The 18,328-nt window shown below is 49.7% G+C and carries 11 protein-coding genes; 7 read left to right on the top strand and 4 right to left on the bottom strand.

Annotated features, from left to right (window positions below):
* The first annotated feature begins 90 nt into the window (after positions 1–90).
* The 4 genes from dnaB to EYB30_RS11345 all read left to right on the top strand — a co-directional run bounded on the left by dnaB (position 91) and on the right by EYB30_RS11345 (position 9,596).
* On the top strand, positions 91–1,473 hold the full coding sequence (dnaB, locus tag EYB30_RS11360) for a replicative DNA helicase (protein WP_166839025.1): 1,383 nt from the start codon (positions 91–93) through the stop codon (positions 1,471–1,473).
* Positions 1,473–2,552: an alanine racemase gene (alr, locus tag EYB30_RS11355; protein ID WP_166839024.1), complete on the top strand. Its 1,080-nt coding sequence runs from the start codon at positions 1,473–1,475 to the stop codon at positions 2,550–2,552. Before dnaB ends, alr begins: the two co-directional genes overlap by 1 nt.
* Before the next feature lie 363 nt (positions 2,553–2,915).
* Entirely contained in the window at positions 2,916–9,245 is a 6,330-nt protein-coding gene (locus EYB30_RS11350; RefSeq protein ID WP_166839023.1) for an RHS repeat-associated core domain-containing protein, read from the top strand.
* Positions 9,246–9,257: 12 nt separating this feature from the next.
* Entirely contained in the window at positions 9,258–9,596 is a 339-nt protein-coding gene (locus EYB30_RS11345; RefSeq protein WP_166839022.1) for a DUF7668 domain-containing protein, read from the top strand.
* A 186-nt stretch (positions 9,597–9,782) separates the two neighbouring features.
* Here the strand turns inward: EYB30_RS11345 and EYB30_RS11340 are convergent, their stop codons facing one another.
* The 3 genes from EYB30_RS11340 to EYB30_RS11330 form a co-directional block, all read right to left on the bottom strand.
* A complete protein-coding gene (locus EYB30_RS11340; protein WP_166839021.1) occupies positions 9,783–10,247 on the bottom strand; it encodes a chemotaxis protein CheX in 465 nt (154 codons plus the stop codon).
* 97 nt (positions 10,248–10,344) lie between these two features.
* On the bottom strand, positions 10,345–10,785 hold the full coding sequence (locus tag EYB30_RS11335) for a transcriptional repressor (protein WP_166839020.1): 441 nt from the start codon (positions 10,783–10,785) through the stop codon (positions 10,345–10,347).
* 84 nt (positions 10,786–10,869) lie between these two features.
* A complete protein-coding gene (locus EYB30_RS11330; protein WP_166839019.1) occupies positions 10,870–11,082 on the bottom strand; it encodes a hypothetical protein in 213 nt (70 codons plus the stop codon).
* Positions 11,083–11,196: 114 nt separating this feature from the next.
* Between EYB30_RS11330 and tadA the strand changes: the two genes are divergently transcribed.
* Positions 11,197–11,682 carry a tRNA adenosine(34) deaminase TadA gene (gene tadA / locus EYB30_RS11325; protein WP_166839018.1) on the top strand — a complete coding sequence of 162 codons (486 nt, stop codon included), beginning with the start codon at positions 11,197–11,199 and terminating at the stop codon, positions 11,680–11,682.
* 180 nt (positions 11,683–11,862) lie between these two features.
* On the opposite strand, the gene mltF is transcribed toward tadA, so the two are convergent.
* Positions 11,863–13,326 (bottom strand): membrane-bound lytic murein transglycosylase MltF, encoded by a 1,464-nt coding sequence (mltF, locus tag EYB30_RS11320; RefSeq protein ID WP_166839017.1) that lies wholly within the window; start codon positions 13,324–13,326, stop codon positions 11,863–11,865.
* A 162-nt stretch (positions 13,327–13,488) separates the two neighbouring features.
* Between mltF and purL the strand changes: the two genes are divergently transcribed.
* Together purL and EYB30_RS11310 are read left to right on the top strand one after the other, a co-directional pair.
* Positions 13,489–17,382 (top strand): phosphoribosylformylglycinamidine synthase, encoded by a 3,894-nt coding sequence (purL, locus tag EYB30_RS11315; RefSeq protein WP_166839016.1) that lies wholly within the window; start codon positions 13,489–13,491, stop codon positions 17,380–17,382.
* A gap of 124 nt (positions 17,383–17,506) precedes the next feature.
* Positions 17,507–18,307 (top strand): M15 family metallopeptidase, encoded by an 801-nt coding sequence (locus EYB30_RS11310; protein WP_166839015.1) that lies wholly within the window; start codon positions 17,507–17,509, stop codon positions 18,305–18,307.
* Positions 18,308–18,328 lie beyond the last annotated feature (21 nt).

Raw genomic sequence — 18,328 nt, 5'->3', positions numbered from 1 at the left:
ATTTTCCGATAAAAATTTCTCTGACTTTGCTTTGTGATCTGCCTTTAGCAGGTTAGCATTATGCTGTTTTCGCTAACTGATACAGGTGTTATGAGTAGTACTAAAGACAAGCAGGTAGCCGCGGTTAAAATGCCGCCGCATTCGATAGAAGCTGAGCAGTCTGTGCTTGGTGGCTTAATGCTGGATAACGAAGCCTGGGACAGGGTCGCCGAAAAAGTGGTGGAACAGGACTTTTACCTGCGTGCGCACCGTTTCATTTTCGCTGCCATGTCACGTTTGGCCGAGGCAACCCAGCCGATAGATATTATTACCGTATCGGAAGACTTAGAAGCTAACCTGCAACTTGATGATGTCGGCGGCTTTGCCTATTTGGGCGAAATTGCCAAGAACACCCCCAGTGCCGCTAACATTCTGGCCTATGCCGAAATCGTGCGTGAGCGCGCTGTGGTGCGCGATATGATCTCTGTGGCGCATGACATTGCCGATGCCGGTTACGATACCCAGGGCCGTACCTCGGCAGAGCTGTTGGATTTTGCTGAAACCAAAGTATTTAAAATTGCTGAGCAGCGCACCAATGCCAATGAAGGCCCGGAGCCAATTAACAGTATCCTGGCGAAAACCATTGAAAAAATAGACGAGTTGTTTCGCTCGCCACATGATGGGGTTACCGGGGTATCTACCGGCTATGTCGATTTAGATAAAATGACCAACGGTATGCAGCCATCCGATTTGATTATTGTGGCGGCGCGGCCATCGATGGGTAAAACCACCTTTGCGATGAACCTGTGTGAGCATGCCGCCATCACCAGTGACAAGCCAGTGCTGATTTTCAGCTTAGAGATGCCGTCCGAACAAATTATGATGCGTATGCTGGCCTCTTTGGGCCGCATTGACCAAACCAAGGTACGTACCGGTCAGCTGGAAGATGAAGACTGGGCACGCTTATCGTCGGCCATTGAGCTGTTGAACACCAAAGGCAAAATGTATATCGATGATGGTTCAGGCTTAACACCGACCGAAGTACGCTCACGGGCACGCCGGGTGGCGCGTGAACATGGCGGCTTAAGCATGATCATGGTCGACTACTTACAGCTGATGACAGTGCCGGGTTTAAGTGAAAACCGCACCTTAGAAATTGCTGAGATTTCCCGCTCGTTAAAAGCCTTAGCCAAAGAGCTGAAAGTGCCGGTAGTGGCGCTGTCGCAGCTTAACCGTTCACTGGAGCAACGTGCCGATAAACGACCGGTAAACTCGGATTTGCGAGAGTCCGGCTCTATCGAGCAGGACGCCGACTTAATTATGTTTATCTACCGCGACGAAGTGTATAACGACGATAGCCCGGATAAAGGCACGGCCGAGGTCATCATCGGTAAGCAGCGGAACGGCCCGATTGGCCGGGTGCGGTTAACTTTTCATGGCCGCTATTCGCGCTTTGATAACTACGCCGGCAGCGCCAGGTTTGAGGAAGATTAATGCTAAGCCGTCGGCCGCAGGCCACTATTGATTTAGCGGCGCTTGAGCATAACTTTGCCCGGGTGAAGCAACTTGCGCCGCAAAGCAAAGTATTGGCCGTACTTAAAGCTAACGCCTACGGTCATGGCATGCTTAGCGTAGCACAAGTGCTAAAAGCAGCAGATGCCTTAGGCGTGGCACGCATTGATGAAGCTTTAGCATTGCGGGCAGGCGGTATAACCAAGCCTATAGTGTTGCTGGAAGGCTTCTTTCACGCCGATGAATTACAACAGGTGGTGGCGTCTAACCTGCAGCTGGTGATCCACCATCGCGAGCAGGCTGAAGCGTTGTTGGCGGCAGTTTTGGATGCACCGGTACGGGTGTGGTTAAAAATTGATACCGGTATGCACCGGTTGGGAATTTACCCACACGAATTTGAAGAGTTGTATCAGCGTTTAAGTCAAAGCCCTAATGTACAGGGCCCGCTTAGGCTAATCAGTCACTTTGCCAGCTCAGATGAACTGGATAAGCCTGCAACGGCGCGACAGTTGGCGCTGTTCGATCAAATTACTCAAAATAGTGCCGGTGAGCATTCATTGGCCAATTCCGCGGCGGTATTAAACTGGCCGCAAAGCCATGGCGATTGGGTACGCCCCGGTTTAATGCTGTATGGTGTATCACCGATGGCAGATAGCGTGGGCAGCGATCATGGCCTTAAACCAGTAATGACACTTAGCAGTAGTGTTATCGCGGTGCGGCAGGTGAGCGCCGGAGATGCCGTCGGTTATGGCGGCAGCTGGATAGCAGCGCATAACAGCCGCTTAGCGGTGGTGGCAATGGGCTATGGCGATGGCTACCCACGCGGGGCCGGTAATAATGCCGATGTACTGATTCACGGTAAGCGCCTGCCTATCGTCGGCCGGGTATCAATGGATATGATAACGGTAGATGTTGGCAATGAGCCGGTAGCGGTTGGTGATAAGGTTATTCTGTGGGGTAACGATTTACCGGTAGAGCACCTGGCACGACGGGTTGATACGATCCCTTATGAACTGCTATGTAATATCACCAGCCGTGTGCAGTTTAGTTATGTGAATTAACAGTATGCTTTTTTAAAGCTCTATTATGTAAAAAATGTTGTTTAAAATTATTTTCAATGTAGATTGTCCGGCTTTCTATCGTTAATGTGGTGAGCCATTGTGTTGAGAGTTTTTGTTGTTGTTTTAGCTATGTGTTGTAGCAGTATTGCCATTGCCAGTACCTCGTTTACGCCAAGCCCTATCATACTTCCTCCTCCTGTTTCGCAAGTTCCTGCCCCCACGAAGCCTGTTGTGACTCGAACCCGCTTGACAGCAACGATAACATGGTCTGAGACGTCGTTAGTCGACCGATATTATATTCAATCTTTGAAAGATGGTGCTATACATCGATATTTTATTGCCGGTTCGCCACAACAATACACTGTGATATTGGGCTCGAGCTATCAGTTTAGAGTCAAAGCCTGTAAAGGCAGTTATAATGAGATAGGCCCGGTAAAACCACCCATCTCGCTGTTAAGCCAGGATGATGACAATGTGGTGATTTTGAGCAGTAAATCGGAGCGGGAACATGAAACATGCTCTACATGGTCCGCACTCAGTGACACTTTAGTGGTGCCGGAGAGTGTTGCAGATATTGATTTTGTCGCCGATGTGCCAGCAGCACGCACTGTGTCTATTCCTGCCGAATCAGCTTCTTCTACTTCTGTCATTGCTATTGACAGCAGTTTTTCTGTGTCTGATCAAGGTGCTCTGGCTCATAACATCCCTCTCGAATTACTACGAGGTGTTGGCGGCCTTACACCAGAGCTATCGCTAAATTACTCTTCTTTGGCCAATAATGGCGATGCTGGCTTGGGCTGGGCTTTATCTGCTGTTTCGTCGTTAAGCCGCTGTCAGAAAGTTCTCGAAGAAGAAGGTTTATATCAGGAGATCACCTTTACTAACTCAGACGCCCTCTGTTTAGACGGTGAAAAGCTGCGTTTGGTGTCCGGCAGTAATTTACTCAGCGGCGCCGAGTATCGGTTGGACAAACAACCTGATGTAAAGGTCGTGCAAAGCAGCAGTGGCGCTGGCAGCTATTTTACGTTGTACCGCCCAAACGGCGATAGGATAATCTATGGTGATAGTGATAACAGTGTGCAAATCGATACAATTTCAGGCATGCCATACAGTTGGTTGCAATCAGCACGCTACAATTTATTTGATCAGCAGATTAAGTATCAGTATCAACGCCAGCGTGATTATTTGCCGCTATTACAGTACATTCAGTATGCCGGGAACAAAGTTGAGGTGGTATATGAAAGTAGGCCAGATGCATCCACACACTATTATTTAGGTAATAAGCTGATTCACAACTCACGTATTGCCGATATTATCATTCGTAACCACAACAACAAGGCCGTCCGTAGCTATCATCTGCGCTATAAACAAAGTGGCTTCAGTGACCGCAGTTTGCTACAAACCGTGCAAATGTGTAATGGCTCGGCCAATGGCACTTGTAGCCTGGATACACAGTTAACCTATTCGGACTATACGTATTCTGGACTGCAGAGTCAGGAAACAGTTATCAGTCTATCTTCTTACAGTGCCGTGCAGGGTAAAAACAATTGCACTAAACGCGATATGTATGGCACTTGCCCAGCTTATAAGCTGCAAGTTATTGATTCTGACGATAATGGTAAACCTGAGCTGTTCGTTTCCAGTGTTTATCGCGAAGTAGGAAAAATTTTTGCGTTTGAATTTTCGGGGCAGTCGTTTACTTATCAAAACAATAAATCGCTGCTTACTGTTGACTTAAAACCTTTTAAGTACTCCAGGCAATATGAGCCTATCGTATATCACTTTCCCTGGAGGTTGATAGATACTAATGGTGATGGAAAGAAAGTAATCCAGTATGGATACGCTGCGCACTACGATTGGGATGGGGATGGTATTGACGAGCCATCTCCCGGTATTTCCGCTGCAATAGCGGAATTTGTGGCTGAAAATACTTATTCAGGTGAATGGGCGACAGACTATTATGTTCGACCTTACGGTTTACAAAAGCGTTTAACTGATTTCGTATTTGATTACAACGGCGATGGTTTATTAGACCGAGCTGTACCAATGCATTATTTTCGTGAAATGTATGATCCGGCGACAGGCCACACACCAAGTGAGTTTGTCAATGATGACTATGTTATAGAGCTTAACAAGTCTAATGGACAAAATTATGCAGGTGTTTTAGTGTCCTATGCTGGCAGTAAATACTTAGATCATTACGAGTTATCTGGTGATTTAAATGGCGATGGTGTAACTGATTATCAAAAGATTGGTGGAGCCAAGTATTTAAAAACCGGGCGTAACTTCGCTAATGCTGGTATTTCGTTTGATACAGTACCTAGCGATTGCGGTGAGACGGTAAATCATGGTTTTAACAATTGCCTTGAGGGTTTTGCTGATATCAACGGCGATGGCAAAGATGATATTGTTTATGTTCATCAGAAAAGTATTTATTGGAAACCGTCGTTATCCCATTCATCTTCCTCGCAAGAACTGTTAGGCAGCGTTACCTGGCCTGTAAGACAAACAGACCCTTACATTTGGGCTGACCTAGATGGCGATGACCAGCCAGAACTGATCTATTTTGATGTGGCTGCGCAAAAAGTACATATTCGCTTTGACCGAAATGCCAATAACGATGCGCTGGACAAACTGATCTCAATCGATAACGGTTTAGGCAAACAGTTTAACGTTGAATATAGCCGGTTAAATGATCCACAGGTGTACCAAAAAGACACCGGTGCTGCGGCAGTTAGCTGGGGCCGTGGCTCCAAAGTGCGCGATATTGTCTCTACTATGCCGGTAGTGGCTAAAGTAACCGAGGTTACCGGTTTATCCCAAAGCGGCCAGCCGCTAAACAAGGTGATTAAATACAGCTACAAAGGCATGAAAACTCAGGCCGGTGGTCGCGGTGCGCTGGGTTTTGCAGAGGTAACCACTGAAGATATTACTGCCAAAACCAAAACGGTTAAGTACTTTCGGCAAGATCCGCCTTTTAATGGTTTGTTGAGCAAATCTGAGATATTTGTCGGCGGCCAGTTGGCGGAGCGCACTGCCGTTTCAACCTGGTGGAACCTGGCCAGTAACAGTAAGCAAAGCCGTTTTGTTGCACCACGTAAACAGCAGACGGATAAGTACTATCTGAATGCGGACTATGGTGATATTTCTTCCACTATTGCAGCCTCGACTACCGTAGCAGAAACAACTTTTGAAATGACCGCTGCGAATTATCCAAGAGTAAAAAGCACAGTAACTACACTGTCTGACAAGCTGGATAATAGCAGTAGTAGCCAAACCGTCACTTATGAGTACACCGATGAAGACCTGGCTAACTGGCGTATTCAGCGGCCAACCCGCACTGTTACCAGTCGCAGCCGTTCCGGCCAGAGTAGCGTGAGTCAAACAACAGACACGGTTTACAATATCAATGGCAGTGTACAGCAGGTTATTCAGCAACCGGACAGTAGTGCTGCCAGCTTGTATCTGCAAAGTTTTATGCGTTACGACAGTAAAGGTAATCTGACTGAGCAAACCCAGTGTAGCCTGCATTTTGCCCAGAGCTGTGGTGATGCATCGGTACCCGCTACTGAGGATAATGCTGAGAAAGTATTTCGGCGTAAAACATTCAGCTATGACTCTACTGGCCGTTACCTGACCAGGATCAGTAATCCGTATTACACTGAACAGTCATTCCATAGCTTTAATAAGTTGGGGCAGCCACAGGAAGTGCGCTTTAACCAATACAACAGCCGTGCCGGACAGCGTGAGTACTATCGTTATGACAGCTTTGGCGAGCGTTATTTTAGCTACACCAATCAGGGCAGCTCTGCTAAGTTCACCAAACAGCTCTGCAGCAATCGCAGTGATTGCCCTGCTAACGCTGTGCTGGCAGTGGTTATGTCATCACCAGACCAGCCAAATACTATTACTTTTCTGGATAACGTCGGCAACAAAGTACGCGAGGCTATTCAGTTACTGGATGGCCGCTGGAGCCTGACAGATACGCTGTATGATAGGCTGTCGCGGGCGGTTAAGGTATCTAAGCCTTATATTAATGGACAAACAACTTACTATGACACCTTAAGTTATGACGGCTTAGGCCGCAAAGACACCGTGCAATCGGCGGATGCCTTAACTACGCGTTTTAGTTATTACGCCGGCAAAGTCACGCAGGACATAACGGGTAGCTATGGCGATGCAGCCAGCGGTACCAGCCTGGACCGTAGGCGGGAAGAGCAGCACAATGGCCGTGGTGAGATAAGCTATTCTACCGACAGCCTGGGGAATAATACGTACTTTACTTATACTGCGCTGGGCCTGCCTGAAGCGGTAACGGGAGTAGACGGCGCAGTAACGTCGCTAAGCTATGACCGTTATGGCCGCCGCACCGGTATGAATGACCCGGACAAGGGCAATATTAGATATGGTTTTAATGCATTGGGCGAAGATGTTAAGCGCACCAGCCCGGATGGCGTAGTAAAAACGCATTACCGTAATGCGATTGGCCAAATAGTACGCAGCACTACAGTGCAGGGGGCAAACACACTGACCTACCTGTTTAACTATGGCAATACGCCATTTTTACAGCAACAAAGCCATAATGGTAGTGTCACTGGCTATAGCTATGATAGCTATCACCGGCCCTCTACCGAAAGCTATCAGTTGGATAACAAGAGTTGGAGCCGGGCGTTTTATTATGACGAATACGGCCGCCTGTTCCGCGATATGGATATTGCTGGCAATGGTTACGGTCAGCAGTATCAGTATGCCTATGGCCACCTGGACAGGATTTTCGAGGTGAAAACAGGCCAGGCATATTACCGGATGCACGAGGCTGATGCGTATCAGAACCTTACACAAGCTGAAGCCGCTAACCATATCCGGGTAGAGCGTGATTATGATGCCAAATCCGGCCGTTTAACCGGACTTTTTGCTGGCTATGGCGCTATTCAACATCAGTACTACCGTTACGATCAACTGGGTAACCTGCGTTATCGCAGTGACGTAAATGCATTTGGCGGTCTTGAGATATATGAGAGTATGCGTTATGACCAGCTAAACCGGCTGGAAAAAGTGTTTGCTCATAACGGTATGGCGTACCTGCAACTTACCTATGATGACAATGGTAATATCCTGACGAAAACTGATGTAGAGAGTGGTGCTACCTTCCAGTATGGCACTAAAGCCAGTTCTTGTAGTGTAACACCCGGGGTACATGCGGTTAGCCAAATTGGCACCCGGCGCTTTTGTTACGATGCGCGTGGCAACCAAACGCACCGCTATGTAGGCAGCAGCTTAACGCGGCGGGTGGATTACACCGCGTTTGATAAACCACACACTATCTGGTCAAACCAGGGTGAAAGCCGCTTTAGCTATGATGCGACAGAAAAGCTGGTAAAACGCACGGATAAAAAAGCCGGCGGCGATATGGTGACCTATTACGTAGGCGGCCATGAAGCGATTTACCAGCCGGATGGCACGAGTGAGATAAAGCGTTATATCCGCGATATTGCCATTCACACGATAAAAAGCACAGGTGCCACTACGCTGCACTATGTGTTTAACGACCACTTAGGCTCGGGCAGTGTAATCACCGATGCCAATGGCACTATCGTAGAAACCGCCAGCTTTGATGCTTTTGGTAAGCGCAGGGATGCAAAATTGTGGGGTGGCTACGCTAACCCGTTTAGCCATTTGCCTAACCTGCAAGCGTTGCTGAATATTACACAGAAGGGCTATACCGGCCATATACAGGTAGACCATGCCAGTATTATTCATATGGGTGGGCGGATATACGACCCGGATTTAGGCCGGTTTATGCAGGCTGACCCGATAGTGCAAGACCCACGCGATGCGCAAAGCTTAAACCGTTATAGTTACGTGTATAACAACCCGTTAAGTTATACCGACCCTACGGGGTATTCTACAGAATGTGGTGCCAAGCCAGGAGAGCTCTGCCCTTCAGCGCTAGAGCAACAAAAAGAGACAAATGCCAAAGCTGCGGCCCAGACGCAGGGCAGTTCGAAGACGGAAGAGGTAAGCAAAGGCAACCAGAGTGCTGATTTGCAGAACTCGGCTAAGGTTGCCAGTGGTAGCAGCACACAACCAAGCTTCCTGTCTGGCTTAGCAACAAATATTGTTGAAGGGATGGGCATGATGCTGAATAATCCCTTTGTTGATGTTGCCAATGCGCAAATGGATGTGCAGCGGGCCGAGCTGGAGGGTAATCCTGATAGTGTTGATGCTGCGAAAGTGGCATTGCTATCAACCACCTTGCCAGCTGTAGTGATGGCGTTAACACCGTCGCCGACGACGGGTGGTAAGCCGAAAGCGGATGTTAAAAACGATCCAAACAGAGCATCGGGAACTCATAGGCAGCTAAATAATGCTGGGGCAACCGATTCTCATCATGTGATTCAGGATGCTGCCGCTAAGAGTCTTCCCGGCTACAACCGAATGGATGCGCCAGCAGTACAACTCAAGGGGCCATCTACAGCAAAAGGTTCGGAACATTACATCGCGACACAAGTGCAGCGACAGCGTGGAGGTGGAACTTACGCTGCTGAACGGCGCATTGGATACAAAGCTCTTCGTAGAGCGGGGCTACCTCAAAGTGAAGCGCGTAGCCACATTCTGAGGGCTGATGAATACTTTGAAGGGATTGGGGTAACACCGAGTACATCAATGCGATCCGTAGGTAACCGAAAGTAAAGGAGCTGGAAATTGAACGACATAATAAAACTGTTAATTAAGAACTTGGTCGAGCTTCTTGTGAATTCGAAGTTTGCTGAAATTGTAACTCGGAACGAGAATGGGCGACTTTCGGAAGCTGAGATCAAAGGAGCGATAAATGATTACCCCGGATCTATAACTTTACCTCCGGATTCGGCTTACGACACGGTATGTGTTTATGATGTCTACGATGAATCCACTGAAGCAAGGAAAGTTGAGTTTGACTTGTGGTATGACGAAGAGATTAGTGACCTAACTTTGTCTGCTGATATCCATAAGAGTGAGAGCGGTGAATTTGTAATCACTATCGATGATATTCATGTTTTGTAGTTGATTGAGGTATAAGCCCTCTTCTAATAATTCAGCAATGTTACAAGAGGATGTAGGTTACTCGTGCCCTTCAGGTTATGCTCGGGCAGCGATATGGTAATTTATTACGTTGGCAGCTTGCTGCGAATCATCTCAACCTAAAAAAACGCCAGCATGTGCTGGCGTTGTGCGGTTCAGGCTAACAGTTTACTTATCAAAGCTGACTTCAATATGTACCTTGCCAAAGTCAGAATCGAACGGCATTAAAATTTTCGCGCCTTCCGATTTATGCGAGATGGTATGGTTTTTACCGGATACCACCACTGGTGTGGCCATCGTAAAGTCGTAGCCTTTCTCGCCTAAAATCCGCTTAGCGCCGCCGGTTACCATATTGGTAATTTCACCCACCATGTCGGTGACATCGGAGGTAATACCTTTAGGGCGCTCGCCCAGCATGCGAAACATAATTTCTACTGCTAAAGACTCTTCAAAGGTAATAGAAAACGAGCCTTTGGTTTGCGGACTGACCATACCAATAAGGCCTGACACATCGCCACGGGCGACTTCATCCTTTTTGATCCGGGGCTGGCCAGGCGTAATAGTCGTATTGGCCATGGTGCTTAGTACATTTACTAACGAAGATAAAAACGGGTTTATAAATTCAACATTCATGTCAACGCCTGTCAGAATACGAAAAGAGAGCCAAGACTTGTTTAAGATTAGAAACCTTTTACTAAATGCACAAGCCAGGGCTTTGTTTTTGGTGTATTTATTGTGCGGTACTACACACTTTGCACAAACCGTGTGCTTCTATTGTTTGCTGTTTAATCGCGAAGCCCTGCGCTACTGCCTGGCGGTTAAACTCTTCTTGCAGCAAATCAGAGTGCAATTCCGTTACGTTACCGCATTGGTCACAGATCAGCAGTTGCGCCGGATGGTGCTGGCCAAAGTGATGGCAGAGTAAAAAGGCATTACTGGACTCAATTTTGTGGATAAAGCCTTGCTCAGTTAAAAACTCTAATGCCCGATAGATAGTGGCCGGTTTAGCACCGGGTTCGGTTTGCTTTAACTGTTCCAGCAGTTCATAGGCACCAATGCCGCCGTTAAGCTCGGCGAGCAAGCGAAAAACTTTTTCCCGGATCGCGGTGAAGCGGGCACCATTTTGTTCGCATATGGTGCGGGCGCGGTTAACCAGAATCTCCGTCGACATTATCAGCTCCTGTCTGCAGTTATCGCCAGTGTAACATATCAGCTGCTAACTGCCACACTGTCAACGCGGCTGAAACTGCTCAGGTTACAGGCGGTTAATCTGATCTTTGAGCTGATAGGATTTGTCAGTAACAATGCTTTCCAGCGTAGCAATACGCTGTTTTAGTTTTTCATGTTCAGCTTTAATATCGTTAAGTTCTTTACTGCCGGCTTTGCCTTTATTTTTGTTGTATGAGTCGAAGGCAGAGAATAGCAACGCGCAAACAACAATAACGGTGATCATTTCAAACACGCCCATCTTAACGGCTCCGTGATAACTGGTTGAGGTGGCAAACACTAAAAAGTTTAGCCAATTTCAGCAGAATATAATGGTAAACTTTGCCACCAATCTAGCAATTAATTGTAAGCCATTATGACTGATGAGGACTGGATGCGCCATGCCATAGCGCTGGCGGCCAAAGCGGAGCAGCAAGGGGAAGTGCCGGTGGGCGCCGTAGTGGTAAAAAACGGTGAATTAGTGGCCGAGGGCTGGAACCAGATGATTAGCCTGAACGACCCTTCGGCTCATGCCGAGATGCAGGCGATACGGGCTGCTGCGGTAAAGCTGGGCAATTACCGGCTGCCGGACTGTACCTTGTATGTCACTCTGGAGCCCTGCAGCATGTGTGCTGGTGCTATGGTACATAGCCGGATAACGCGGCTGGTGTTTGGCACTGTAGATGCGAAAACCGGGGCGGCAGGTTCAGTGCTTAACCTGATGCAGCACCGGCAATTTAATCATCAGGCTGACGTGGTATCCGGTGTCTTGGCTCAGGAGTGCGCGGCGCAGTTATCCGGCTTTTTTCAGCGCCGGCGGGCTGAGCAAAAAGCCGTTAAGCGCAGTCAGACGGCAGATTAAAAAAGCCGGTATAATGACGGCGGCGTTGGTGTAATTTTGTTATCGCAATATTGCGTTTAATGCGGCGGCGGCTGGAGGCCACGTCGACTAAACGGCGACGTTTGGCTCTGACCTGAGGTCTTTTTCGTTTTAACATAGCGCACCTTTAGTGATGTAATGTTACTTACTATGGGTGCTTAGTTACTGGCTTTCAATAGGCTGCTTTGGCGGTGTATCGCTGGCTGGTGGCAATATTTCTGTACTGGTGTCGCTGTTTAGCTGCTCTGTCAGGCGCCGTTTTTGTTGCTCCAGCCGTTGTTCCGCTTGTTGGCGCTCATCTACCCACAATAACGTATCATAGTAACGGCGGATATTTTCAACATAGCTGACGGCTTCATCTCCGCGGGCGTAACCATATTTTGTTGTTTTATAAAAGCTTTTTTGGCGCAGTAGCGGCAAGCGCTGTTTCACATCCAGCCATTTATCCGGATCAGCCCCCTGACGTTGCGTCAGAATGCGGGCATCTTCGACATGGCCCCAGCCGACATTGTAAGACGCCAGGGCAAACCATAACCTGTCCGGCATGCCGATACGCTCAGGTATGCGACTGACCAGCCGGTGTAAATAGCGGCTGCCGCCGCGGATGCTCTGCTCCGGATCCAGCCGGCTGCTGACCCCCATCTGCTGTGCCGTTGGTAAGGTTAACATCATCAGGCCGCGTACGCCGGTAGGGCTTTTGGCTTTTGGATCCCAATGCGACTCCTGATAGCTCAGTGCTGCTAATAGGCGCCAGTCCAGTTCACCGGCATATTGCATAAACCAGTCTTTGTAGCTGGGCAGATTTTGCTCGATAGCATCGATATAGGCCAGGGTGTCGACGTAGTCAAACAGCTGGACATGGCCAAAATAACGGTCTTCCAGTGCAATTAGCTCGCCGCTCTGGTACATGCTGCCAAAAAATTCAATCAGCACAGCATACAGGGAATCATCCTGATTATCGGCCAGCAACCAGCTGACTGGCAGGTTGTCACGCACGGTAAAGGCGATGCTGAGATTGGGATAAAAGCGACGGTTTAGCGCCAACTGGTTCGAGTCAGTCAGGGTATAGGCAATATTACCATCCACGACCTGCTGCAAAATTTCATCAGCATCCAGCGTTGGGTGCTGCTGCCACTGCAAATCAGGATTATCCAGGCTTAGCTGGCGCAGGGTTTCAGCATGGCTGCTGTCTTTCACTACGATAACCTGATCGCTCAGCTCGTCCAGCGTCCGTGGCCACACATTACCTTGTTTAAATACCAATACTTCATTAATCCAGCGATAAGCCGGTGAGGCACGGTACTTACTTTTGCGCAATTCGGTTTGGGTTAAGCCGCCGGCGATATAGTCTACCTGGCCGGTTTCCAACTTTTGCAGTAGCTCGTCCAGATGATAGCTCGGATAAAGTTCCAGTTTCACTTCTAATTTATCAGCCAGTGCCTGGCTTAACTCCAGTTCGAAACCGGTGGGACCGTCTATGCCGACATAATAGCTTGTGGGGCCGTGCAAAATGCCAACCTTTAAGCTATCACGCTGATATATCTGGTAAAGCTGGCTTTGTGATGGTGCGGGGCTACAGCCGGACAACCACAGTAACAACAGCAACCAGGCACCACTTTTGTACATCGGAGTTAACCTGTATCGTCACATTCTGCGCTGTTATAGCAAACTTCTGCCCCGACGTCAGTGTTTACTCATACCACTTGGGCAGAAATTTCTTTATAATAGCGCGCCGATCAGGGGGCTACCCCCAGGTTCCATTTTGACAAACCCACGGGAAAAAAAACTATGTTGATCCTGCGTGGTGCGCCAGCACTGTCCGATTTCAGAATTCAGAAGTTACTCGACCAATGCGCCCAAAGTGGCTTAACTGTCAGCAATATCTACGCTGAGTTTATGCACTTTGCTGATGTGAGCAGCGCATTGACTGACGCACAGCAGCACACGCTGGATAAGTTGCTCACTTACGGTCCGGCCATTGCCAGCCACGAACCACGCGGCCAGTTAATTCTGGTAACGCCACGGCCGGGCACTATTTCGCCCTGGTCGTCAAAAGCCACCGACATCGCCCGCAATTGTGGTTTAAACCAGGTTAAGCGTTTAGAGCGCGGCATAGCTTACTATGTTGAGGCTACAGCGGCATTAAGTGCCCAGCAGTTACAGCAAGTAGCTGCTTTACTGCATGACCGCATGATGGAAGCGGTGTTTACTGAGCTGGAACAGGCCAACGCCTTGTTCAGTAAAGCCGAACCGGCGCCGCTGAGCTCGGTGGATATCATCAGTGGCGGCCGTGCTGCGCTGGTGAAAGCGAATATCGACATGGGGTTAGCACTGGCCGATGACGAAGTGGATTATCTGTTTGATAACTTCACCGCGCTGGGGCGTAACCCGAATGATATTGAGCTGTATATGTTTGCCCAGGCGAACTCTGAGCACTGCCGGCATAAAATTTTTAATGCTGACTGGACTATCGATGGTGTAAAACAGCCCAAATCGCTGTTTAAGATGATTAAAAACACCTTCGAGCAAACGCCGGATTATGTATTGTCGGCTTACAAAGACAATGCGGCGGTAATGGAAGGCTCAACGGCGGGCCGGTTTTTTGCCCAGCCGGGTAACTTAACCTATCAATATCATCACGAGCCTATTCATGTGCTGATGAAGGTAGAAACCCATAACCACCCAACGGCCATTTCGCCTTATCCGGGCGCGGCTACTGGTTCGGGTGGTGAAATTCGTGATGAAGGCGCCACCGGTGTTGGTTCTAAACCTAAAGCCGGTTTAGTCGGCTTCTCGGTATCTAACTTACGGATCCCGGGTTTTGAGCAACCCTGGGAAACCGATTTTGGTAAGCCGGAACGTATTGTATCAGCGCTGGACATTATGCTGGAAGGGCCGCTGGGGGGCGCTGCCTTCAACAACGAATTTGGCCGGCCTGCCATCAATGGTTATTTCCGTACTTACGAAGAAAAAGTACCCAGCCATAACGGCGACGAAGTCCGCGGTTACCATAAACCTATTATGATTGCCGGCGGTTTGGGCAATATCCGCGCTGAGCATGTGCAAAAAGGTGACTTGCCGGTTGGTGCTAAATTAGTGGTACTGGGTGGCCCGGCGATGAATATCGGCCTGGGTGGCGGTGCTGCGTCGTCTATGGCTTCGGGCCAATCGGCAGAAGATTTAGACTTTGCCTCAGTACAGCGCGAGAACCCGGAAATTGAACGCCGTTGTCAGGAAGTGATCGACCGCTGCTGGCAGCTGGGTAGCGACAACCCTATCGTATTTATTCATGACGTCGGCGCCGGTGGTTTATCCAATGCCTTCCCGGAGTTGGTAAATGATGGCGGTGTTGGCGGTAACTTTGAGCTGCGCAATGTACCAAACGACGAGCCGGGCATGTCACCGCTGCAAATCTGGTGTAACGAGTCGCAGGAGCGTTATGTGATGGCAATACCGGCCGACAAAATGCCGGTGTTTGAGCAAATCTGCCAGCGCGAACGCGCGCCTTTTGCTGTGGTGGGTGAAGCCACCAGCGAGCAGCATTTAACCCTGAGTGACAGCCACTTTGGCAGCACGCCAATTGATTTGCCGCTGAATGTATTATTGGGTAAAGCGCCCAAAATGCATCGCGACGTGCAAAGTGTACAAACTGCAGGCAAAGCACTGGATTTAACCGGTGTTAGCGTAAAAGATGCGGCAGAGCGCTTGCTGCGGTTACCGGCGATTGCGGAAAAAACCTTCCTGGTAACCATTGGCGATCGCAGCGTTACCGGTTTGGTCGCCCGCGATCAAATGGTTGGCCCCTGGCAGGTGCCGGTAGCGAACTGCGGTGTGACTGCTGCCAGCTACGACACTTACCATGGTGAAGCGATGGCGATGGGGGAGCGCACCCCAGTGGCACTGTTAGACTTTGCCGCTTCAGCCCGGTTAGCCGTAGCCGAAGCCATTACCAATATTGCTGCCACTGACATTGGCGAGCTTAAGCGGGTTAAGTTATCGGCGAACTGGATGGCGGCCGCTGGCCATCCGGGTGAAGATGCTGGTTTATATGCTGCGGTGAAAGCCATTGGCGAAGAGCTGTGCCCGGCGCTGGAAGTCACTATTCCGGTTGGCAAAGACTCCATGTCAATGAAAACCAAATGGCAGCAAAATGGTGAAGATAAAGCCGTTACGGCGCCCTTATCTTTGGTGATCACGGCGTTTGCCCGGGTAGAAGATATTCGCAAAACGGTCACGCCACAGCTGCGTACCGACAAAGGCGATACCAGCCTGCTGCTAATCGACTTAGGTCAGGGCCAAAACCGGTTGGGCGCCTCATGTTTAGCCCAGGTGTACAAGCAATTGGGCCAGACACCAGTCGATTTAGACAGCCCGGAGCTGTTAATTAACTTCTTTAAAGCAGTGCAACAGTTAACCCGCGAGCAAAAACTGCTGGCTTACCATGACCGCTCCGACGGTGGTGTGTTTGTTACCCTGGCGGAAATGGCCTTTGCCGGTAAAGCCGGTGTGCGTGCTGATATCAGTAACCTGGGCAATGATGATATGGCGGTGCTGTTCTCGGAAGAACCGGGCGCGGTTATTCAGGTCACTAACAGCGAGCTTGAATACGTTCAGCAAGTGCTGGCGCAACATCAGCTGGGCCACTGCAGCCATGTTATTGGAACAGTGACAACGGCAGACGAGCTGGTATTCAGCCGTGGTGCTAACGTAGTGCTGAGTGACAGCCGTACCCGTTTACGCTGTATCTGGGCCGAAACCACTTACCAGATGCAGGCGCTGCGCGATAACCCTGAAGGGGCTAAGCAGGAGTTTGCGGCTAAGGCCGATGCTGCTGACCCGGGCTTAAATGTAAACTTAAGCTTCGATATCAATGAAGATGTCGCTGCGCCTTTCATCCTAAAAGGTGCAGCACCCAAAGTGGCTATTCTGCGTGAGCAGGGGGTTAACTCGCACGTGGAAATGGCCGCTGCGTTTAACCGCGCCGGTTTTACTGCTGTTGACGTGCATATGAGCGACATTTTAGCCGGCCGGGCTAAGCTAAGTGACTTTAACGGCTTAGTCGCCTGTGGTGGTTTCTCGTATGGTGACGTTTTAGGTGCCGGTGAAGGCTGGGCCAAGTCGGTCCTGTTTAACGACATTGCAAGGCAGCAGTTTGCTGAGTTTTTTGCGCGCCAAAGCACCTTCTCACTGGGGGTGTGTAACGGCTGTCAAATGATGTCGAACCTGAAAAGCCTGATCCCGGGCGCAGAGTTATGGCCACACTTTGTCCGCAACAAGTCAGAGCGTTTTGAAGCACGCTTTAGTCTGGTTGAAATTCAGCAAAGCCCTTCGCTGTTTTTTAACGGCATGGCAGGTTCACGGATGCCGATTGCTGTGTCGCACGGTGAAGGCCATGCTGAGTTTGCCTCAACAGAGGCGTTTGCTAAAGCCAACCATAGTGGCACGGTAGCGATGCGTTTTGTTGACCATTACGGTAATGCCACTGAGCAATACCCGCAGAACCCGAATGGTTCGCCAGCCGGTATTACTTCACTGACCACCACTGATGGCCGGGTGACTATTATGATGCCGCACCCGGAGCGGGTATTCCGTGCTGTAGCGAACTCCTGGCAGCCAGACGGCTGGCAGGAAGACAGCCCCTGGATGCGGATGTTCCGCAATGCCCGTGTCTGGTTAGGCTAAGTGGTATAGCGTTTAACACAACACCCTGCAATTGCAGGGTGTTGTTTTTTAAGCGGTAATATATCCGGCAAAGTGGGCACCGACCGACTAGACTTAGCATGTTTCCTTAGCTGGCAGCAACATTATGGAACCTATTGCTGTAGTCACGTTACAACATGCGCTGAAACTTTTACCCTCCGACGATAGCAGCAGCCATGCTGCCAGTATCCGGCAGTATTTGCAGCAACACCGGCATGAGCTGGCCGAAGCCGCCGACTGGCAACACTGGCCTGCGTCGCGTCAGGCGGTATTGTGTCTGCAGTTATGTTGCCGCCAGGCCGGTTTAAACCCGGGTAAGCTGGATGGCTGGTGGGGGCCGCAAAGTGCTTTCGCGACCGAGCAATTGGCGGCAGTACAGCAGCAGGGCAAACCGCCGTCAACCTGGCGAGACAGCTTTAGCACGCCGGCTAACCCTAATCTTTGGCCGTTGGATCGTGACCCTGAATTGAGAGCTTTTTATGGTGAGCCGGGCACACAGTTAGTTAAAGTTACCCTGCCATATCCGCTCAGGCTTTCCTGGGATGTCAGTACGACGGTATTAAGTACGCAATGTCATCAGAAAGTGGCCACCAGTTTGCAAAAGGTGCTGGAGCAGGTGTTGCTGTATTACGGTTTTGATGCTGTACAGCAGCTGCGGCTGGATTTATACGGCGGCGGTTTTAACCTGCGCGCCAAGCGTGGTGGCAGCAGTTTATCAACCCATAGCTGGGGTATCGCCTTCGACTTTGATCCGACGCATAATCAGCTCAAGTGGGACAGCAGCAAAGCCAGCTTTGCCCGGCCGGAATATGATTACTGGTGGCAGTGCTGGGAAGATGAAGGTTGGGTTAGCCTGGGGCGTAGCCGCAATTTTGATTGGATGCACGTGCAGGCCGCCCGGTTATAGTGTACGCAGTGTTGTCCAGGG

The organism is Rheinheimera pleomorphica (assembly GCF_011634895.1).
GTDB classification, from domain to species: Bacteria; Pseudomonadota; Gammaproteobacteria; order Enterobacterales; family Alteromonadaceae; genus Alishewanella; species Alishewanella pleomorphica.
Note: the sequence above shows the minus strand (reverse complement) of the source record. Positions and strands in the feature narration are given on the sequence as shown.